General features: G+C 74.4%; 11 protein-coding genes. 3 read left to right on the top strand and 8 right to left on the bottom strand.

Annotated features, from left to right (window positions below; translation table 11 throughout):
- Positions 1–38: 38 nt before the first annotated feature.
- Together ACF089_RS11600 and ACF089_RS11595 are read left to right on the top strand one after the other, a co-directional pair.
- The gene (locus tag ACF089_RS11600) at positions 39–479 is read left to right on the top strand and encodes a chorismate mutase (protein ID WP_392025041.1); all 441 of its coding nucleotides are present in this window, start codon (positions 39–41) and stop codon (positions 477–479) included.
- A gap of 760 nt (positions 480–1,239) precedes the next feature.
- Positions 1,240–2,331: an LPXTG cell wall anchor domain-containing protein gene (locus ACF089_RS11595; RefSeq protein ID WP_392025039.1), complete on the top strand. Its 1,092-nt coding sequence runs from the start codon at positions 1,240–1,242 to the stop codon at positions 2,329–2,331.
- Between the two features lie 142 nt (positions 2,332–2,473).
- Here the strand turns inward: ACF089_RS11595 and ACF089_RS11590 are convergent, their stop codons facing one another.
- The 7 genes from ACF089_RS11590 to ACF089_RS11560 form a co-directional block, all read right to left on the bottom strand.
- Positions 2,474–4,345, bottom strand: coding sequence for a GMC oxidoreductase (locus ACF089_RS11590; protein ID WP_392025037.1), 1,872 nt, complete (start codon positions 4,343–4,345; stop codon positions 2,474–2,476).
- A 43-nt stretch (positions 4,346–4,388) separates the two neighbouring features.
- A complete protein-coding gene (locus ACF089_RS11585; RefSeq protein WP_392025035.1) occupies positions 4,389–6,011 on the bottom strand; it encodes a succinic semialdehyde dehydrogenase in 1,623 nt (540 codons plus the stop codon).
- 141 nt (positions 6,012–6,152) lie between these two features.
- Entirely contained in the window at positions 6,153–7,970 is a 1,818-nt protein-coding gene (locus ACF089_RS11580; RefSeq protein ID WP_392025032.1) for a serine/threonine-protein kinase, read from the bottom strand.
- An 82-nt stretch (positions 7,971–8,052) separates the two neighbouring features.
- The gene (locus tag ACF089_RS11575) at positions 8,053–9,744 is read right to left on the bottom strand and encodes a protein kinase (protein ID WP_392025029.1); all 1,692 of its coding nucleotides are present in this window, start codon (positions 9,742–9,744) and stop codon (positions 8,053–8,055) included.
- A gap of 207 nt (positions 9,745–9,951) precedes the next feature.
- The gene (locus ACF089_RS11570; protein ID WP_392025027.1) at positions 9,952–12,894 is read right to left on the bottom strand and encodes a protein kinase; all 2,943 of its coding nucleotides are present in this window, start codon (positions 12,892–12,894) and stop codon (positions 9,952–9,954) included.
- 160 nt (positions 12,895–13,054) lie between these two features.
- Entirely contained in the window at positions 13,055–15,511 is a 2,457-nt protein-coding gene (locus tag ACF089_RS11565) for a protein kinase (RefSeq protein ID WP_392025024.1), read from the bottom strand.
- A gap of 550 nt (positions 15,512–16,061) precedes the next feature.
- Positions 16,062–17,768 (bottom strand): glycerol-3-phosphate dehydrogenase/oxidase, encoded by a 1,707-nt coding sequence (locus tag ACF089_RS11560; protein WP_392025022.1) that lies wholly within the window; start codon positions 17,766–17,768, stop codon positions 16,062–16,064.
- A 303-nt stretch (positions 17,769–18,071) separates the two neighbouring features.
- On the opposite strand from ACF089_RS11560, the gene ACF089_RS11555 reads away from it, so the two are divergent.
- A complete protein-coding gene (locus ACF089_RS11555) occupies positions 18,072–19,313 on the top strand; it encodes a nucleotide sugar dehydrogenase (RefSeq protein ID WP_392025020.1) in 1,242 nt (413 codons plus the stop codon).
- 165 nt (positions 19,314–19,478) lie between these two features.
- Here ACF089_RS11555 and ACF089_RS11550 read toward each other — a convergent pair whose 3' ends face one another.
- A complete protein-coding gene (locus ACF089_RS11550) occupies positions 19,479–20,603 on the bottom strand; it encodes a GuaB3 family IMP dehydrogenase-related protein (RefSeq protein WP_392025018.1) in 1,125 nt (374 codons plus the stop codon).
- Between the last annotated feature and the right edge of the window lie 97 nt (positions 20,604–20,700).

Here is a 20,700-nt window from a genome sequence, read left to right as displayed (position 1 = left end):
CGCGCCCGGGGCTCCGAACGGCACAGGAGCCCGCAGTCATGACGACGACATCCCCCCGAACGGCCGCGCCGACGACTTCGCCGCGGACTTCGGCGACGCCCGCACCGACCACCGCGCCCCACGCGACACCGGCGCCCTCACCCTCACCGGACGTCCCGGCGCCGGACGTCCCGGCGCCGGCCGACGCCGGGGCGGCGCGGACGGGGACCGAGTGGACCGGCGCCCGCACCGAGGAGGCGGCCGGGCGGATCGCCGGGGCGCGCGAGCGGATCGATGTGCTGGACGACCGGATCATCGGCCTCGTCCACGAGCGGATGGCGGTGTCCGCGGTGATCCAGGAGGCGCGGATCGCCTCCGGCGGCCGGCGGGTGAACCTCGCCCGCGAGATGGAGGTTCTCGGCCATTTCCGCGAGGCGCTCGGAAAGCCGGGGACGGCGCTGGCGATGACGCTGCTGGAGCTGTGCCGGGGCCGTATCTGAGTTCGGGTCCGCTCTCACTCGTACGGAGCGTGACCGCACGCGGCGGGGGTTCGTTGGTCCCGGTGTCCGTGCCAGCCAGGGGCGGCCTCGAAGGAAACCACGCGTGGCACCGCTGGAGCGTGTGACGTGTCTCAGGCACGTCGTGGGACCTCGCACCAGCGCGTGTGGCCGGTCGGCAGGGGACAGCAGCCCGGTCACCCCGAGCGGCCGGTTCCGGGGACGCCCGGGGCCGGCCGCCCAACGGACGGCCCGCCGGGGTCGCGTTCCCGTCCCGGTCGGCGGCGATCCGGTCCGGATGGTTGCGCGAGCCGTACGCCGTCCCGCACGATGCGCGAAGAACCGCACCCCCGTTCCCCGCGGCGCACCCGGCTCCCCCGCTCCTCCCCGCTGTCCCACGCGTCCGGCGCGCCCTAAGCACCGACGCACCGACGCACCGACGCACCGACGCACCGACGCACCGACGACGTAACGACCTCTCCCCCTGCGGCGCACCCCCCGGCGCCGCCCTCGGCACCGGCGGAGCCCGCCGTCGGTGCCGACCGCCGAGGGCCCCGCGGAACACCACCGCGGGGCCCTTGCCCATGCGTCTCGAATGTGATGTGGATCACACACCCTTTTCCGTCAGATCGGGACAACCCTTCTGGTCGAACGCGGGTCAACCATGCGTACCAAGGGCCTCACCATGCACTCCCGCCCCTGAGGCCCCGCAGAATCCGGCGCCGCACAGCCCGCGCGGCGCCCGAACACCGCCGAGGTCTGTATGAAGCTCCGCCGCGCCCTGGCCGTCGCCGCCGCGACCGCCGTTCTGGCTCCCGCCACGTTCCTCGCCGCGCCCTTCGCCCACGCGGTGGAGGGCGAGACCGCGGACGGGAAGTCGGCGGCCGTGTCCTCGTCCCCCGCGCCGGACACCAGCGAGAGTGAGAGCACGAGCGAGAGCCCGGACCCGGGCCGGAGCACGAGCGCCGACCCGAGCGGCGGCGCGAGCACGCCCGCCGGCACCCCGTCGGGCGGGGCGTCGAGCCCCGCGGTGAACGAGTCGCGGACCCCCGGAGGCTCCACGTCGAGCGGTCCGGCCCCGAGTTCCCCCGCGCCAGGGAAGAGCGGCGACTCAGGCCCCACGACGAGCAGCCCGGCTCCCACGAGGAGCGACGACCCGGACGAGGACGACGGCTTCCACGAGGAGTGCGCGGAGGTCGAGGTCGATATGTCGATCAATGGCCTGCCGGGCGAGATCGCCGCGGGCAGCGGCTGGCGCTCCTTCACCCTCGACGTCCGCAACACCTCGTCACAGACCCTGCTCACCGCGGCCTACTACGCCGGAGCCTCCGCCGACCGGATGGGCGACGAGCTGTTCACCTCGGGTCAGGTCCGGCTCCAGGCGTTCGACGAGGAGTCGGGCGGCTGGCAGGACCTGCGGGGGCCGGACGGCGAGGCGGTGGGCTTCGCGGGCTGGTCCGACGAGCTGAAGCCGGGCCACGAGGTGTCCCTCCCGCTGCGGATCGACGTCCGGGCGGGCGCTCCGGCGGGCGCGGGCTTCGCGCTCGGCGCCGGGGTGTACCGGTACGGCGAGGACGACTGCATGGGCGACGGCGAGGTCGCCTACCGCTTCCGGATCGCCGAGGCGGGCGCCGACACCGACGGCACCGAACCGCAAGAGGGCGGCAAGGTCCCCGTCCCGACCCAGAAGCCCGTGGTCGGCAGCGGTACGGGGTCGAAGGTCACCGGCAGCCTCGCGGCGACGGGCTCCGACTCCGCGCTGCCCGCGATCGGCGTCGCCGGCGGCGTCGCCGTCCTCACCGGAGCCGGGGTCGTCTTCGCCCTCAGGCGCCGCCGGGGCGACGCCGCCGCGTAACCCGTCCCGGCGTACGGCGGACACCGGGGCGGACCCGAACAGGCCCGACAGAGCCCCCGCCAGGGCCCCCGCCAGGGCCCCCGCCAGAACCTCCGGCAGAACCCCTGCCAGACCCCGTCCAGGACCGCCCCGGCGTCCGCGCTCAACTCCGGGGCGGGACCTCGGGAATCCCCAGGAACGGCAGCCGCAGCGCGCCGAACGCGCCCTCCGGCACGACCGGCCGCAGCGGCTCGACCGGTGCGAGGGGACGGTACTCCGCGCCCTGTTCGGGGCGCGGGTCGGGCTCGCCCTTGTTCGGCCACAGCGACATCGCCCGCTCCGCCTGCGCGGTGATGGTCAGCGAGGGGTTCACGCCCGGATTCGCGGTGACCGCGGCCCCGTCCACCACCGAGACGCCGGGGTGACCGTAGAGCCGGTGGTACGGGTCGATCACCCCGGACTCCGCCGACGCGCCGATCGGGCAGCCGCCCAGGAAGTGCGCGGTGAGCGGAGTGCCCATCAGCTCGCCGATGTTGGAGCCCGGGAAGCCGTTGATCTCCTCGGCGAGGAGGGAGGCGGCGCGGGTGGCCGCCGCGATCTGCGTGGGGTTGGGCGCGCCGTGGCCCTGCCGGGCGGTGAGCAGCCCCTTGCCCGGCCCGGCCGGTCTGCGGTACGTCGTCAGGGAGTTGTCCAGGGACTGCATCACCAGCCCGATGATGGTCCGCTCCGACCAGCGGCGGACGGAGAGCGACCGCGCCGCCCGCACCGGGTGCCGGGCCATGTTCCCGAGCCAGCCCGCGACCCGGGCCCGGGTCCGGTACGGCACCTGGAGGATGGTCAGACCGCCCATGGCGTTGGAGCCCCTGCCGTAGCGCACCGGCTCGATGTGGGTGTTCTCGTCGGGGTGGATCGAGGAGGTGATCGCGACGCCCCGGGTGAAGTCCACCCGGGCGGCGCCGTGCCGCGCCCGGTAGCGCCGGCTGTCGGTCTGCGCGCCGACGAGCGCCTCGGAGTTGGTCCGGGTCAGCTCGCCCAGCCGGGCCGGGATCCGCGGCAGCAGACCGGTGTCCTTCATGCGGTGGAGGAGGGTCTGGGTGCCGTAGGTGCCGGCCGCGACGACGACGCGGGCGGCCCGGAAGGTGCGTCCCCGGCCCCGGCGCCGGTCGTCGCTGGGCAGGGTGCCGACGGCGAAGCCGCCGCGGGAGTCCTCGGTGAGGGTGACGGCGGTCGTCATGGGGTGGATCACCGCGCCGGCCCGCTGGGCGAGGTGGAGATAGTTCTCGTTGAGGGTGTTCTTCGCTCCGTGGCGGCAGCCGGTCATGCATTCGCCGCACTCGGTGCACGCCGTGCGGGAGGGGCCCGCGCCGCCGAAGTAGGGATCGGCGGCGGGCTGCCCGGGGGCCGCCACGACCGACCCGTCGGCGTCCTGCCCGTCGCCGAAGAACACGCCCACCGGGGCCCGGTGGAAGGTGTCCCCGATCCCCATCGCCTGGGCGGTCGCCTTCAGATGGACGTCGGACGGGGTCATCGTCGGGTTGATCCGGACGCCGAGCATCCGCCGTGCCTGGTCGTAGTACGGGGCCAGCTCCCGCTGCCAGTCGGTGATGTCCCGCCACTGCGGGTCCCGGAAGAACGCGGGCGGCGGTACGTAGAGGGTGTTGGCGTAGTTCAGCGAGCCGCCGCCCACCCCGGCGCCGGCCAGGACCATGACCTTGCCCAGCAGATGGATGCGCTGGATGCCGAAGAGCCCGAGCGCGGGGGCCCACAGGAAGTTCCGCAGGTCCCAGGAGTTCTTCGGCAGCGTCTCGCGGGTGAAGCGGCGGCCGGCCTCCAGGACGCCGACCCGGTAGCCCTTCTCGGTGAGCCGGAGCGCGGAGACGGCGCCGCCGAAGCCCGACCCGATGACGATCACGTCGTAGTCGTAGCCCTCATCGGAACCGGAATCGGAACCTGGACCGGAACCGGAATCCGGACCGGGACCAGGTCCAGGTCCGGGACCAGGACCAGGACCGTCGGCGGGCAGATCCGCGGACATCGCTCTCCTCACCACAGAAAACGGGGGCCTTCGCGGAAGGGGCTCAGCGCAGACCCAGGGCCTTCATCGCCTTCAGGGAACGGGTCATGAGCGCCGCGTACGCCTCGTCGTCCATCCCGAACGCGGGCGCGAGCGGCATCAATCGCTGCTGGGAGACGGTCTGCGCCTCGGTGTACTTGAGGATGCCCTCCGAGCCGTGCCGGCGACCGAGGCCGGAATCCTTCATCCCGCCCATCGGCGAGTGGACGCTCCCGTACGCCGCCGCGTACGCCTCGTTGACGTTCACCGTGCCGGTGCGCAGCCGCGCGGCGAGGGCGCGGGCCCGCTTTCCGTCGCGCGACCAGACGCTCGCGTTCAGCCCGTACTCGGTGGCGTTGGCGCGCTCGACGGCCTCGTCCTCGTCGGCGAACCGGTAGAGGGAGACGACCGGACCGAAGGTCTCCTCCTCGCAGACGGCCATCGGCGGCTCGACCCCGTCGAGGATGGTCGGCTCGTAGAACAGCGGTCCGATGTCGGGGCGGGCCACCCCGCCGGCGACGACGGTCGCGCCCTTGGCGACGGCCTCGTCCACATGGCGTACGACGGTCTCCAGCTGCCGTTCCCCGGCGAGCGAGCCCATGTCGGCCCCGTACGAGAGGGAGTTTCCGAGGCGCATGGCCCGCGTCCGCTCCGCGAAGCGCTCGATGAACCGGTCGGCGACGGACTCGTGGACGTAGAGCCGCTCGACGGCGATGCACAGCTGTCCGGCCGACGAGAAACAGGCGCGGACGGCGCCGGCCGCCGCCCGGTCGAGATCGGCGTCGGCGAGGACGAGCATGGCGTTCTTGCCGCCGAGTTCGAGGGAGACTCCCACCAGCCGGTCCGCCGCGCCCCGGGCGACCTCGCGGCCGGTGCGGGTGGAGCCGGTGAAGGAGACGTAGTCGGCGTGCCGGACGACCTCGGGGCCGACGACCGGCCCCTCGCCCAGCACGATCTGGAAGACCTCGGCGGGCAGTCCCGCCTCGACCAGCAGATCGCGGGCCCACAGGGCGGTGAGCGCGGTCTCGGTGTCGGGCTTCATCACCACCGCGTTGCCCGCGGCGAACGCGGGGAGCGCGTCGCCGACGGACAGCTCCAGCGGGTAGTTCCAGGGGGCAATCTGGCCGACGACCCCGCGCGGGTGGCGCAGTTCGGTGGTCCTGGTGAGCACCGGGACGACGCCCGCGTGGCGGCGGGGGCGCAGATACGCGGGGGCGCGGCGGCCGTAGTGGCGCGCGGCCAGGGCGACGGCCTGCACCTCCTCGTGGGCGTGGAGGCGGGCCTTGCCGGTCTCCAGCTGGATCAGATCGAGGATCTCGGCCTGCCGTTCGAGCAGCAGATCGTGGAAGCGCAGCAGCACGGCGGCGCGGGCGCGGACCGGGGTCGCGGTCCAGGCGCCGCGGGCCGCGCGGGCGCGCGCGAAGGCCTCGGCCACGTCCTCGGGCGTCGACTCGGGCAGGTCCGCCAGTTTCGCGCCGGTGAAGGGGGTGTGGTTGGCGGTGCGGCCGGAGCCGACGACTCCCCTCACCAGCTGGGCGACCACCTCGGGGGTGGCCACGTCGGCGGCGGTGCGCGCGCCGGCCGGGGCGGCGGCTACGGGGTTGACGCCGACAGGGGCAGCGGCGGCGGGGGCGTGCGAGTCCGTCATGGGGCCGAGCGTATGCCGGGATCGACGCTTTGGGTACCCGTCGGTAACAGCTTTCACCCGGCCCTCACCACCACGCCAGCGATCGCTGGCACATCAGCCCTGATCAGGGGGTTGTCGGCGAATGGAGTACGGGCGAGGCGGTCAGAGATCCTGGATCTCCAGATGCCGGACGATCCGCTCGAACAGCTTTTCGCCCTCCTTCGCCGCCCATCCCTCGGCGGGGCCCGCGACCCGCAGCCGCCAGTAGACCTGGTCCGCGCCCTCGCCCTCGCCGACGACGCGCTCCTGCCAGCGGTGGCGGACCGGGTCGTCGCCCGGGGCGCTGTAGGGCACATGGTCGACGGTGGTGTCGAACGCCGTACGGCCCTGCTGGCTGGAGGCGGTGATCGTCACCTTCTGGTCCTCGATCTCGGTGCCGTTGTCGCCGCCCTTCTCGTAATGGGCGCGCCAGGCGTCCCGGGTCGGCGGCAGCTCGTCCTCCTCCTCGGCGGTCTCGACCCGCTCCAGATAGATCTGGAAGACCCCGCTGGGGTCCTCGTAGCTGACGCTGGAGCCCTGGTCGCCCTCGACCCGGCGGTACTCCGACGGCACGGCGAGATTCGCGGACACCACCTCGCGGTCCGAGCGCACCTCCCAGCCCGCGGGCATCCCCTCGCCGTCGCCGCCGAAGGGATCCAGGGCGAGGAGCCCGGCGACGGCGGCGGCCGCGAGCACCCCGCCGCCGATCCCGTACCGCGCCCGGCGGCTCCGGAGTGCGGATCGCGGACCGCCGCCCGCCCCGGCTCCCCCGTCGGCGCCGGGGTGCGCGCGGGTGGAGTCGAGGACGGTCCGGGGCGGGAGGGAGAGCTGCTCCAGGATCTGCCGGACCTCGCCCGCGCCGGGCCGCGCCGCCGGATCCTTGCGCAGCAGCCGCATCACCAGCGTGCCGAACGCCCCCGAGCCCCGGGCGGGCGTCTGGGGCTCGGCGGAGAGCACGGCCTGCAGGGTCGCCGGGGCGTGGGAGCGGCGGTACGGGGACATCCCCTCGACCGCCGCGTACAGCACCACGCCGAGCGACCACAGGTCGGACTCGGGGCCGGGGTGGCGGCCGAGGACCCGTTCCGGGGCGATGAACTCGGGGGATCCGACGAAGCCGCCGGTCTCGGTGAGGCCCTGCTCGCCCTCGACCTGGGCTATGCCGAAGTCGGTCAGGACGACCCGGTCGCCCCGGCCGAGCAGCACGTTGTCGGGCTTGACGTCCCGGTGGAGCACGCCCGCGTCATGGGCGGCCGAGAGCGCGCCGAGGACGGCGAGGCCGATCCGGGACGCCTCGCGCACATCGAGGGTGCCGTCCTGGAGCCGGTCGGCGAGGGACTGCCCGCGCACCAGCTCCATCACGATCCACGGCCTGCCGTCCTCGATCACCACATCGTGCATGGTGACGACGGAGGGGTGGTCGATCCGGGCGGCGGCGCGCGCCTCGCGGCGCATCCGCAGATACGCCTTGTCGCGCTCGGCCGCGCCGAGATGGTCCGGCAGCCGGGGTTCCTTGACGGCGACCTCGCGGTCGACGACCTCGTCGTGCGCCCGCCAGACCGTGCCCATGCCGCCGTGCCCGAGCCTGCCGACCAGTCGATAGCGCCCGCCGACGAGCCGCCCGACGCCGTGCGCCGGGCCGACGGCGGCAGCGGGAGCGGGTACGCCGACAGCGAGAGCGGGTACGCCGGCGGAGGGCGGTACGGAGGCCGGTGCCGGAGCGGGTACGGAGACCGGGGCCGGAGCGGGCGGGGCCGGAGCCGGGGCGGGCGCGGAGACCGGCGCGCGTACGGCGGGCGGGGCCGGAGCGGGCGCGGAGACCGGCGCGCGTACGGCGGGCGGGGCCGGGGCCCCGGCGGGCGTCCCGGGCGGCTCCTGGGCGGCGTCCGGCGGCCTGAGCTCATAGCTGGTGGGCTCGTTCGCGCGTCCCCGCTTGTTCGTCATGCCCACATCCTGGCGAAGACCCGGTGCCGAATGCCACCGGCGGCGAACGGCGGTTGCCGACCCGTGACCGGGGCGGCGGCGGTCACCGCGGGGGCCGCCAGCCGCGGAGCATCGTGTCGAACTGCTCGCGCGTGGTCGCCCAGCTCTCCGCGGGGGCCGACATGTAGAGCGCGTACTCGGTGCCGTCGTCCCCGAAGTACATCTGGTCGATGGCCCGCCGGGGCCCGGGGAAGGTCTGCCGCTCGGTCCAGGTGAACTCCCAGAGCGCGGACTTCTCCTGGTCCCGGTAGACATTGGGGGTGAGCGTCACCCGGGTGTAGTCGGGCAGCTTGCCCAGCTCCTGTTCCAGGTCGAGCAGATGGTCGTACGGGTCGTCGAAGTCGGGCGCGGGGTCGATGCCGATCCGGATGCGGTGACGGCCGCCGTCGGGCGTGTAGTCGATCTGCCCGCCGGCGGCCATGCGGTACCAGCCCTTGGGGACGACCAGACTGAAGCCGGCCGGGTCCTGCACTCTGCGCCAGCCCTCGGGAACCCCCCGTTCGCCGCCGCCCGGCTCGGCCCGGGAGTCGCCGCCCGCACCGGCCTGGGAATCAGTCCCGTCCGACGGCGCGGCGGACCGCTGCCCGGCCCGTTCCGGCGTGGCCCCGGGCTTCGTACCGTCCGCTCCCGCCCCGGAGTCCGCGCCGGGCGACGGCGCGGCGGAGGGCGGCCCGCTCGCGGCGTCCCCGCTCTTCCCGTCGTCGCCGAGCTGGGTGTAGGCGGCGTACCCCGAGCCCAGGATCACGACGGCCGTCACGGCGAGGGCGATCGCCGTCTTCCGCAGCCGGCCGGCGCGCCCCGCGTCGGGCGGGAGCGTCGGCCTGGTGTCGGCGGGCGGATACGTCCGGTTCTGGACCAGCGGGGCCGTGGGCACATGGTCGACGCCCACCGGCGCCGGGGTCCAGCTCTCCTCCACCTCCCGGAGCATCCGCTCGGCCTCCGCCGTCGACGGGCGCTCCTCGGGCTCCTTGCGCAGCAGCGCCATGATCACGGGGGTGAGCGGACCGGCGTGCTCCGGCGGGCGCGGCTCGTCGTCCACGACGGCCCGCATGGTCGACAGCGGCGAGGAGCGCCGGAACGGCGACACCCCCTCCACCGCCGTGTACAGCGTCGCGCCGAGCGACCACAGGTCGGAGGCGGGCCCGGGGTCCGCGCCGCGCACCCGCTCGGGGGCGAGGTAGTCGATGGAACCGACGATCTCGCCGGTTCTGGTGATCGTCGAGTCGCCCTCGATCGCGGCGATCCCGAAGTCGGTGATGAGCGTCCGGCCGTCCCGGCCGAGCAGGACGTTGGCGGGCTTGACGTCCCGGTGGAGGACCCCGGCGGCGTGCGCGGCGTCCAGCGCCCGCAGCACCCGGAGCCCTATGTGGGCGGCGCGGCCGACGGATATTCGCCCGGCGTCGCGGGTGGCGTCGGCGAGGGAGTCGCCGTCGACGTACTGCATGACGATCCAGGGGCGGGCGTCGTGGTCGAGCACATCGTGGACGGTGACCACGCCCGGGTGGCTGATCCGGGCCGCGGCCCGGGCCTCCTTGCGGGTACGGGCCTGAAGCACCGTCCGGTCCGCGTCGTTGGCGTACATACCCGCCGTCAGTTCCTTGATGGCCACGACACGGTGGAGCACCTCGTCGTGCGCGCGCCACACCCTGCCCATGCCGCCGCTGCCGATGCTCTCGCCCAGCCGATACCGCCCGGCGAGCAGCAGCCCCGGCCCCGTGCTCTGTGAATCGTCCACGTTCCCCACCCGTTCCATGGGGCCACAGATTACGGAACGGGGTCGGCAGCCGGAAACCTCGACAGGCCCAAGTGCCGTGACGAGATGCGCTGCCGGGGCCGGGGAACGCGATCCGGCGACGCTTGCGGCGGCGCTTTCGGCGACGCTTCCGGGGGTGCGGTACGGCGGCGGTCCCGCGCGTCGGAGGGTACGAGTCGGCTGCGCGGTCTAGCGCGTCGGACGGTAGGAGTCCGCGGCCGCCCGGTACGCCGCGGTCACCTTGTCGCGCTGCTCGTCCGGGCCGATCACCTGGACGATGTGATAGCGGCCGTCGAGGACCATGACCAGGTTACGGACGTACACCTGGCGGCCGTTGGCGTCCTGCCAGCTGTACTGGCCCTCGGCCATGACCCGCTGGCCGACCTGTATCCGCCGCAGCCCGGTGGCCTCGGCCCAGGACGAGTCGCGGTACGGCTGGAGTTCGCGCTGGCGCTCGCTCTGATAGGTCAGCGGATCCTCGCCGGCGCTCGCCGTGCTGTCCCGGCCGGGGACGACGATCAGGGTGAAGTCGCCGTCGCTGTAACGGATCTGACCGATGTCGTTGATGGGCCGGCGCTGCCAGCTCTTGTCCACGACGGTCCGGAAGCCCTCGGGGTCCTCGCGCTGGGCGAATCCCTCGGGCACATTCCCGGCCGGGGCGGAGGTCTGCGGCTGGCGGGAGCCGGGCGACTCGGTACGGGACGGCGGCGCGGGCGTGGTGCGCTCGGGGTCCGGGCTCTTCGAGGCCGTCGGACGGGGATCGGCCCCGCCCTGGGGCCGGGCGCCGTCCTGGTCGCCGGACTTGGGCATGAACATCATGGCGTAGGCGATGGCGCCCGCCATGAGCAGCAGGATCAGCAGCAGCAGAACGCGCCCCAGGGAGCGCGGGCGGCGCTCGGGCCGGGGCTTCTTGTGGCGGTGACGGCCGTGGACGACCTCGGCGGAGCCCCGGCGACGGCGGCGCACCAGCTCGCCCCTGCGGCGTACGACGGGAAGCCTGCTGGCGTCGGCGGCGCTCGGCGGCAGCGGCACCACGCCGACGCCCGCCTCGGGTTCGGGGGCCGAGCGGACCAGCGAGCGGAGCCAGCCGCGCAGCTCCTCCACGTCGGGGCGCTCGGTGGGGTCCTGACGGAGCAGGGATTCGACCACCGGGCGCAGCGGGCCGCACTCCTCGGCGAAGGCGGGCGGCTCGGAGCAGACGAGCTGGACCAGCTCGGCGGCGTTCTCCTCGGGGTAGGGGGCGTGGCCCTGGACGGCGCGGTAGAGCAGCGCGCCGAGCGCCCAGAGGTCGGTGGCGGGGCCGACGGGGGCGGCCAGCTGCCAGTTCTCGTGGACGGGGCCGGCCTGTTCGGGGGCCCAGCGCTCGGTGACCGCGCCGACGACGGCGATCCTGGCCTGCCGGGCCCGTTCGGCGGCGAGCGGGGTGGCGGGGCCCCGGTAGACGGGGGTGTCGTCGCCCGTGACGGCGTCGTCCCAGCGGCCCGGTGCGGGCGCGGGGACGGGGTCGGGCAGGGGCTTCCGCCGGGCGTCTGCGCGCAGCGCCTCCCGGCCCGCGCCGCCCCGGTCCCAGCCGCCGGCGGCGGCGGACGCGGTGACGGGCGCGGGCGCGCCGCCGGAGCGGCGCGCGGGGAGGGCGGCACGGTCGTCGCCGGCCGGGCCGGTGACGGCGGCGGGCCGCCGTACGCCGTAGGGGTCGCTCTCCCGGTACGGGGCGGTGGCGGGGGCGGGTCCGCCGGGGCCCGGGCCCTCGCCGCCGGAGAGCGGCCGGGGCGTCCGGGGGGCGGGGAGCGCCCGGGGCTCGGCGGGCAGGAAGCCGCCGCCGGCGGGGAGCGGCGGCGGGCCGTCCCGGCCGGGGAACGGGGAGTCGTGCCAGGTGCCCGCGAGCCGGGCGTGGCCGTGGCCCCGGTCGTCGGGTTCGCCGTGCCCGTCGTCGGCAGCGTCGTCGTCGTTGTAGGCGTCGTCGTTGTGGGCGTCGGGATCGCGGTCCGGGTGGCGGGCGGGGCCCGGGGCGGGCTCTCCCGGCTTGCGCGCCCACCAGTCGGGGTCCTGGCCGCCCTGCGCGGGAACGCCGCCGGGGCGCTGCTCCTCGCCGCTCCGGGCCGCCCCCGCGCCCGCGCGGTAGGCCGCGATCGCGCCGGTCCGGGCGGCCCGGAGATCCGGCGCGCCGCCGTCGCGGGAGGTTCCGCCGTACGGCCGGACGGGCCCGGGCTCCGGGGACCGCGCCCCGGCCTCCCCGTCCCGGAAGTCCCGGTCGTCCCGGAAGCCGCCCCGGTCGTCCCCGGCGTCGTCCCGGTCGTTCCGGAAGATGCCCAGCTCGTCGCCGTGATCGTCGTCGTCCGCGTCGTACGCGTCGCCGCCGCCCGGTATCAGACCGTCGGGGTCCTCGTACGCGTCGTCGTACGCGCCCTCGTCGGCGTGATCCGCGTCGTCGGCGTCGTCCCCGTACGCTCCGGGCTCCGGGTGGCCGCCGGGGCCTTCGGCGTCGTCGTCGTACGCCGGAAGCTCGTCGGCGAATCCGTCCGGGAGTTCCTGGGGCACCGGCGCGTAGCCGCAGAGCGCCTCCTCGGCGGCGCCCGCGGCGAGGCCGGTCAGCACGATGCGGCCGTCGTCGCAGACCAGCACGGTACGGGTGGTGATGTTCCGGTGGGTCCAGCCGTGCGCGTGCAGGATGAGCAGCGCGGTCAGTACGTCGGAGGCGACCTCGGCGGCCCGATACGGGGTGAGCGGCTGCTCCGCCAGCAGGGCGGCGAGCGGGCGGGCGGCGACGCGCTCGCTCACTATCCACAGCGAGCCGGCCTCCGCGAAGACGTCGAAGACCTGGTCCAGCCGGGGGTGGTCGGGAATCTGCGCGGCGGCCTGGGCGGCCTCGACGGCGCGCTGCACGGCCGGGTCGGCGGGGCCCCGGGCGGCGGCGGTGCGCCCCTGCCCCCGGCCGGTCGGAACGGGGCCGGACATGCCGTCGGCGTCGACCACCTCGGCCTCGACGATCTCCGGCAGCGGCACTTGGCGGACCAGCACCTCCTGGCCGCTGTAGGTGTCGAAGGCCCGGGTCACGACCAGCTCGTACGCGTCGGCCGGGGGCAGGGGCAGGCGGTAGCGGTCGGCCAGCACCCTTCCCGCGTACTCGTCCATGTCGCCTCCCCTCAACCGAGCTGCCCATCAACCGGCCGGATCACACCGGCCGGGCCGAGGTCCCCGGGACCGGTGCGGAGCCACGGGCCCCGATTCCCCTCGGCGGGCGCGCCGTTGGCCTCGCGGGCCGTCTCCGGGCTCTCACGATACGTGCCCTCGCTCAGCCTTTGGGCTCGAACGTGGCGAACGCCGTCTCACGGAGCGTCCGGCACTCCGGCTTGTTCCACTCGCCCGCCGGGCAGCTGACCATGATCGAGTAGCCGCGTCGGCCGTCGACCTTGAAACCCCTGTTCAGGACGCGTATTCGCTCGCCCTTCTGATTCCGCTCGAACTCCCAGTCCGCGACGGTCGGATAGCCGTTGAACTCGACCTTCTTGATGCCCCGGTGCTTGTAGCCGTCGCTCAGGGCGCGGGTGCCGGCCACGGCGGCGCTCCAGGCGGCCGCGGCGTCGTCGCGGGGGCTGTCGTTGAAGTCGACCTGGACGCGGGGGAAGCCGCCCTTCGCGCTGAATATCCCGCCGGAGTTCTGGCCCGCGACGCCGGTCATCCGGAAGTCCCCGGGCATCGCCATGGCGAAGCGGAACCGGCCGTTGGACACGGTGTCGTACCCGTCGGGGAGCGCGTCCTCCTTGGAGTCGTCCTTGGGATCGTCCTTGGACTCGTCCTTGGAGTCCTCGGACGACGGGGAGCCGGACGACGCGGAGCCGTCGTCCTTCCCGTCGTCGCCGGAGGTCTCCGGGGAGTCGTCCGGCTCGTCGCCCGGGCCGGGCGCGGCGCCGGTGTCGGCGGACTGGCCCGTCTCGCCGTCGGGCGTCTTGTCGCCGGACGTGCTGTCGCCGCCCGGCGTCTTCGCCCCGGTCGAGGCGGCCGGTTCGCCCGTACCCGTGTTCTTGCCGTCGTCGTCGCCCAGGTTCAGATAGAGCACGGTGGCCACGATGGCGAGCACCAGCACGACGGCGGTGATCACCAGGGTGCGGCGGGGCACCACGTCGGTGAGCGGGGCGCGGGTCCGCGCGGCCCGCTGGACGGGCGGCTGGGCGGGGCCGCCGGGCATCGGCGGGCGCGACGCGGCCTGCGGGGCGGCTCCGGGGCTCCCGAGCGCCCCCGGGACTCCGGCTCCGGCGCTCCGGACCGGCGCGGGGCCCATCTTGTTCTTCGTCTTCGGCGCGGCGGGCGGCGGGATCGGCGGCAGCACCATCGCCCGGGTGGCGTCCTGCGGCGGCTCGGGGCTGGTGGGCGCGAGCAGCACCTTGGTGAGCAGCGCACGGGCCGCGCGGTCGTCGAGCCGCTGCTCGGGGTCCTTGGCGAGCAGGCCGTAGATGACCTCCTCCAGCGGGCCCGCGTTCTTCGGCGGGTCGAGCTGCTCGGTCATCACCGCGGTCAGCGTCGCGATCGCGGAGCCCTTGTCGTAGGGCGGGCAGCCCTCCACGCTCGCGTAGAGCAGTCCGCCGAGCGACCAGAGGTCGGCGGCGGGTCCGGGGCGGTGGCCGCGCGCCCGCTCCGGCGATATGTACGACGGCGCGCCGACCAGCATTCCGGTGGAGGTGATCGACGGGTCGCCCTCGACCTGGGCGATGCCGAAGTCGGTGAGCACCACCCGGCCGTCGTCGGCGATCAGCACATTGGACGGCTTCACGTCGCGGTGCAGGATTCCCTCGCGGTGCGCCGAGCGCAGCACGTCGAGGATGGCGAGCCCGACCTCGGCCGCCCGGTGGGGCGTCAGGGTGCCGTCCTCGCGGATGACTTCGGCGAGGGACTTGCCCTCGACCAGCTCCATCACGATCCAGGGGCGGTCGTCCTCGTCCACCACGTCGTAGACGGTCACCGCGCTGTTGTTGCGGATCCGGGCGATCGCCTTGGCCTCGCGCAGGGTGCGAGTGATGAGGCGGCGCTTCTCCTCCTCGTCGATGCTGGTCGGGAAGCGGAGTTCCTTCACGGCGACGGTGCGGCTGAGGGTCTCGTCCACCGCCCGCCACACCGTGCCCATGCCGCCTCGGCCGAGCACGCCGTCGAGCCGGTACCGCCCGGAGAGCAGCCGTCCTTCGGAGTCGCCGCGGCCGGAGGGGCGCGACCTTCCCTGGGAGGGGGCGGCGGACCGGCCGGAGGGGGCGGGCCGTTCGGCGCCGCGCGCCGGGGTCCGGTCCCGTCCGGCGCCGGAGGACCGTCCCGCCGCCGGGCCGCCCCGGCCCGGCGCGCTTCCGTCCGCAGCCGGGGACGGCGCGGGCGTCGCGGTCTCCCGCTGCCCGGCCCCCGCGGCCGCGGTCTCTCTGCCGTTCGCCTGGCGGGGCAGCGAACCGGGGAGCGCGCCGGCGTCGCCGGGCTTGTCGCCGATCGCGTCGCCGGGCTTGTCGCCGGGCTTGTCGTCCGCGACCTTGTCGCCGGACTCAACCCCGCCCGTGCGCGGCGCGTCTGTATCGGCGTCAGCCGCTCCGGACCCCGCCCCGGACCGGGAGCCGGTCCGCGCAGCCGGGAACGCCGCCGTTCCCTCGCCCGGCGCGTCGGCGCCCGCGTCCCCCGCGGGTCGCCCTGCCGCTTCGCCGGACTCGTCCGGTTTTGACGTCGTGGAACCGGTGGACCTGTCCTGCTGGGGTTTCCGCGACTGCTCCGCCTCCGACATGCGTCCCCTCTGCGATCCGTGGTCTTCGCCCGCGCCTGCCGCTCCCGCGCGATGCGGTAACACGCCTTGGCAGAGCGTTCATTGTCCCTCACTCCGGGACGGGCGTCTCTCCCGGGTCCGCCGACCACCGGTGCGGACTCCCCAGGTTGAAACCCCCACCATGCCATTTTCCGTGGCGAGGCTCACCGCCCGGCGCTCCGGGCGTGCCGGGACCACAGACGGTACGTCACAGCCCGTGCGGCAGCGGACGGGACGTCATCCGCCGCCGGACGAGGGGCGCGAGACGGCCCGGCGCACACGGCCGGCGCACCGCGCGCACCGCCCGCACCGGGGCCGAGCGGGCAAGGGCCGAGCGCACACGGCGCGCCGAGCGCACCCCGCCCCGGGCCGGCCCATGGACCCGGACCGGACCGGACCGTGGCCCCCGGTCGGCCGGCCCGTGGACCCCGGCCGACTGGACCGCGCACCCCGCCGCACCGTGCACCCCGCCGGACCGTGGACCCCGGGCCGGCCCGTGGACAGGACCAGCGCCCATGGGACCTGCGGGCCGTCAGAGCGGGACGATGTCCGGCGCCCCGAGCCGTGCGGCGTCCGCCGTCAGATCGTCGGGCTGCCGCTGCGACTCCCGTTCCGCCTGAACCCGCTTCTCGTAGTGCTCCACTTCCTTCTCGATCTGGGCCTTCTCCCAGCCCAGGACGGGGGCCATCAGCTCCGCGCACTCGCGGGCGCTGCGGGTCCCCCGGTCGAAGGTCTCGATCGAGATCCGGGTGCGCCGGGTCAGCACATCGTCCAGATGCCGGGCTCCCTCGTGCGAGGCCGCGTAGACGACCTCGGCGCGCAGATAGTCGTCCGCCCCGCCGAGCGGCTCGCCGAGGGTCGGGTCCTCGGCGATGAGGTCGAGCACCTCCTCGGTCAACGAGCCGTACCGGTTGAGCAGATGCTCGACCCGGACCACATGGAGGCCGGTGCGGGCGGCGATCCTCGCCCGGGCGTTCCACAGGGCGGTGTATCCCTCGGCGCCGGTCAGGGGCACATTCTCCGTGACACAGGCGGCGACCCGCTGGTCCAGTCCGTGCACCGCCTCGTCCACGGCGTCCTTGGCCATCACCCGGTAGGTGGTGTACTTGCCGCCCGCGACGACCACGAGTCCCGGCACGGGATGGGCCACGGTGTGCTCGCGGGAGAGCTTGCTGGTGGCGTCCGACTCCCCGGCGAGCAGCGGCCTCAGCCCGGCATAGACCCCCTGGACGTCGTCCCGGGTCAGCGGCACGGCCAGGACCGAATTGACGTGCTCCAGCAGATAGTCGATATCGGCGCTGGAGGCCGCCGGGTGCGCCTTGTCGAGATCCCAGTCGGTGTCGGTGGTGCCGACGATCCAGTGCCGTCCCCAGGGGATGACGAAGAGCACGGACTTCTCGGTGCGCAGGATCAGCCCGGTCGTGGAGTGGATCCGGTCCTTGGGGACGACGAGATGGATGCCCTTGGAGGCGCGCACATGGAACTGGCCGCGCTCCGCGATCAGCGCCTGGGTGTCGTCCGTCCACACGCCCGTGGCGTTGACCACCTGCTTGGCGCGGATCTCGTACTCCCCGCCGCCCTCGACGTCCTGGACGCGGGCGCCGACGACGCGCTCGCCCTCGCGCAGAAAGCCGACGACCCGGGCCCGGCTGGCGACCTTGGCCCCATAGCTCGCGGCGGTGCGCACCAGCATCGTCACATAGCGGGCGTCGTCCATCTGGGCGTCGTAGTACTGCAACGCGCCGACCAGGGAGTCCTTCTTCAGACAGGGCGCCACCCGCAGCGCCTGCCGGCGGGAGAGATGGCGGTGCACGGGCAGACCCCGGCCGTGCCCGGAGGAGACCGACATCGCGTCGTAGAGCGCGACGCCCGATCCGGCGTAGAGCCGCTCCCAGCCCTTGTGCTCCAGCGGATAGAGGAAGGGCACGGGCTTCACCAGGTGCGGCGCGAGGCGCTCCAGCAGCAGCCCCCGCTCCTTGAGCGCCTCCCGGACGAGCGCGAAGTCCAGCATCTCCAGATAGCGCAGCCCGCCGTGAATGAGCTTGCTGGAGCGGCTCGATGTGCCCGATGCCCAGTCCCGGGCCTCCACCAGTCCGGTGGAGAGCCCTCTTGTCACCGCGTCCAGCGCGGTGCCCGCGCCGACCACTCCCGCGCCGACGACCAGCACGTCCAGCTCTCGCTCGGCCATGCCGGCGAGCGCCTGGGCGCGCTCTTCGGGTCCCAGTGTCGCTGTCTTCACTGCGCTGTCCTCCCGTCGCCCCCGTGTACCTCTGCCCGGGCTCCGTGCCCGCACTCCCGTACCGGCCCGGCGGCCCCGGCCCGCGACCCGCGGACCCGGCGACCGGGCTCACCATCGATTCTGTCCGCAGTCACGCACTTCAGCCACCGCCTGTGGACAAGACCGGACACGACGCGGCCAGCCACGCCCCCGCAATACCGCACAACGGTCATATTTACGCCTAGTCTGACATTGCGCCCGCCCGTTCCGCCCACAGGGCTTGCGCCCACGCTCCCCTCCGGCTAAGGGAAGGACGGCCCACGCATGCCCGCAGACCTCGCCGTCATCGGACTCGGTCACCACGGCCTGCCCCTCGCCCAGGCCGCCGTGGCCGCAGGCATCGAGACGATCGGCTACGACCCCGACCCGCGGCATCTCACCGAACCGGCGGCCGGCCGCACCCCCGCCGACATCCGCCGCATGCTGTCCCAGGGGTTCAGGACCGTCACCGACCCGGCCGAACTCGGCCGCGTACGCACCGCCGCGATCTGCGCCCCCACCCCCCTCGGCCCGGACGGCAACCTCGACCTCACCGCCCTCACCGACGCCGCCCGCGCCCTGGCCGCCCGGCTGCGCCCGCACACCACCGTGCTGCTCGAATCCGCCGTCCAGCCCGGCACCACGGACTCCGTGCTCCGCCCGATCCTGGAGGACGGCTCGGGACTGCGGGCCGGCCGCGACTTCCACCTCGCCTACTCCCCCGGCCGAGTGGATCCCGGCAGCCGCACCCACGACTACACCAACACTCCCAAGGTCATCGGCGGCCTCACCCCCGCCTGCACCGAGTCCGCCGCCGCCTTCTACGGACGGCTCAGCGACAAGGTCGTCCGCGCCCGCGGACTGCGCGAGGCCGAGACGGTCCAAGTCCTGGAAACCAACTTCCGGCATGTGAACATCGCCCTGGTCAATGAGATGGCCGTGCTCTGCCACGACCTCGGCGTCGACCTCTGGGACGTCATCCGCTGCGCCGAGACCAAGCCGTACGGCTTCCAGGCCTTCCGCCCCGGCCCCGGCGTCGGCGGCCACGGCGTGCCGCTGGACCCCGGAGTCGTCCCGTACAGCGGCCGCACCCCCGGTCATCCGCTGCGCATGGTCGGCCTCGCCCAGGAGATCAACGCGCGGATGCCGCAGTACGTCATCCAGCGCTGCGCCACCCTGCTGAACGAGCACGGGAAATCGGCCCGGGGAGCCCGGGTGCTGCTGCTGGGCGCCACCTACAAACCGGACCTCGCCGATCTCGCGGGCTCCCCCGCCCAGGAGATCGCCCGCCGGCTGATGGACCTCGGCGCGGCCGTCAGCTACCACGATCCGTACGTCCCCGACTGGCGGGTGCGCGACCGGCCCGTGCCCCGCGCGGACTCCCTCTACGAGGCGGCGGCCGCGGCGGACCTGACCGTGCTCCTTCAGCATCACCGCACCTACGACCTCCAGGGGCTCGCCGTGAAGGCCCAGCTCCTCCTGGACACCCGCGGGGCCACTCCGGCGGGCGCGGCCCACCGGCTGTGACGGCCCGCGGGCACCGCTCGCCCACCGGCCGTGACGGCCCCCGGCGCACGGAGGCGGACAGACGGGAGGGGCCCGGCACCGTGATGGCGCCGGGCCCCTCCCGTGCGTACCGCCGCCGCCCTGACCGGGGGCGTGTCCCGCTCCCGGCGAGCCGCGGCCGGACCGTCAGCGGCTGTGCTGGGAGTCCGCGACCGTGACCTCGACCCGCTGGAACTCCTTCAGCTCGCTGTAACCCGTCGTCGCCATCGCGCGACGCAGCGCGCCGAAGAAGTTCATCGAACCGTCGGGGGTGTGCGAGGGGCCGGTGAGGACCTCCTCGGTGGTGCCCACGATGCCCAGGTCGACCAGCTTGCCGCGCGGCACGTCCTCGTGGACGGCCTCCATGCCCCAGTGGCGGCCGCGACCCGGCGCGTCCGTCGCACGGGCCAGCGGGGAGCCGATCATCACGGCGTCCGCACCGCAGGCGATCGCCTTCGGCAGATCTCCGGACCAGCCCACACCGCCGTCGGCGATGACATGGACATACCGGCCGCCGGACTCGTCCATGTAGTCCCGGCGGGCCGCCGCCACATCGGCGACCGCCGTCGCCATCGGCACCTGGATGCCCAGCACATTGCGGGTGGTGTGCGCGGCCCCGCCGCCGAAGCCGACGAGGACGCCGGCCGCGCCGGTGCGCATCAGGTGGAGCGCCGCGGTGTAGGTGGCGCAGCCGCCCACGATCACCGGAACGTCCAGCTCGTAGATGAACTGCTTCAGATTGAGCGGCTCGGCCGCTCCCGAGACATGCTCGGCGGAGACCGTGGTGCCGCGGATGACGAAGATGTCCACCCCGGCGTCGACCACGGCCTTGGAGAACTGCGCGGTCCGCTGCGGGGAGAGCGCGGCGGCCGTCACGACGCCCGAGTCCCGCACCTCCTTGATCCGCTGTCCGATCAGCTCTTCCTTGATCGGGGCCGCGTAGATCTCCTGGAGGCGGCGGGTCGCGGCCTCGGACGACATCTCGGCGATCTCGTCCAGCAGCGGCTGCGGGTCCTCGTACCGCGTCCAGAGGCCCTCGAGGTTCAGAACGCCGAGGCCGCCCTGCTCGCCGATGCGGATCGCGGTCTGCGGAGAGACCACGGAATCCATCGGAGCGGCCAGGAAGGGCAGGTCAAAGCGGTAGGCATCGATCTGCCAGGCGATCGAGACCTCCTTCGGGTCCCGTGTGCGCCGGCTCGGTACGACGGCGATGTCATCGAACGCGTACGCCCTGCGACCGCGCTTGCCGCGCCCGATCTCGATCTCAGTCACCTTGTGTGGCCTTTCCCTCTATGTCTGCGCCTACCAGTATCCCCGACGCATACGACAGGGGCGGATCCGGAGAACCGGAACCGCCCCTGTCGGGCGA

The organism is Streptomyces sp. NPDC014894, assembly GCF_043080985.1.
GTDB lineage: Bacteria > Actinomycetota > Actinomycetes > Streptomycetales > Streptomycetaceae > Streptomyces.
Note: the sequence above shows the minus strand (reverse complement) of the source record. Positions and strands in the feature narration are given on the sequence as shown.

Excerpts from the sequence above, each read along its gene's own strand:
- ACF089_RS11580 (WP_392025032.1), bottom strand. The coding sequence starts at position 7,970 with ATGACGAACAAGCGGGGACGCGCGAACGAGCCCACCAGCTATGAGCTC.
- ACF089_RS11590 (WP_392025037.1), bottom strand. The coding sequence starts at position 4,345 with ATGTCCGCGGATCTGCCCGCCGACGGTCCTGGTCCTGGTCCCGGACCT.
- ACF089_RS11600 (WP_392025041.1), top strand. The coding sequence starts at position 39 with ATGACGACGACATCCCCCCGAACGGCCGCGCCGACGACTTCGCCGCGG.
- ACF089_RS11570 (WP_392025027.1), bottom strand. The coding sequence starts at position 12,894 with ATGGACGAGTACGCGGGAAGGGTGCTGGCCGACCGCTACCGCCTGCCC.
- ACF089_RS11585 (WP_392025035.1), bottom strand. The coding sequence starts at position 6,011 with ATGACGGACTCGCACGCCCCCGCCGCCGCTGCCCCTGTCGGCGTCAAC.
- ACF089_RS11565 (WP_392025024.1), bottom strand. The coding sequence starts at position 15,511 with ATGTCGGAGGCGGAGCAGTCGCGGAAACCCCAGCAGGACAGGTCCACC.
- ACF089_RS11555 (WP_392025020.1), top strand. The coding sequence starts at position 18,072 with ATGCCCGCAGACCTCGCCGTCATCGGACTCGGTCACCACGGCCTGCCC.
- ACF089_RS11595 (WP_392025039.1), top strand. The coding sequence starts at position 1,240 with ATGAAGCTCCGCCGCGCCCTGGCCGTCGCCGCCGCGACCGCCGTTCTG.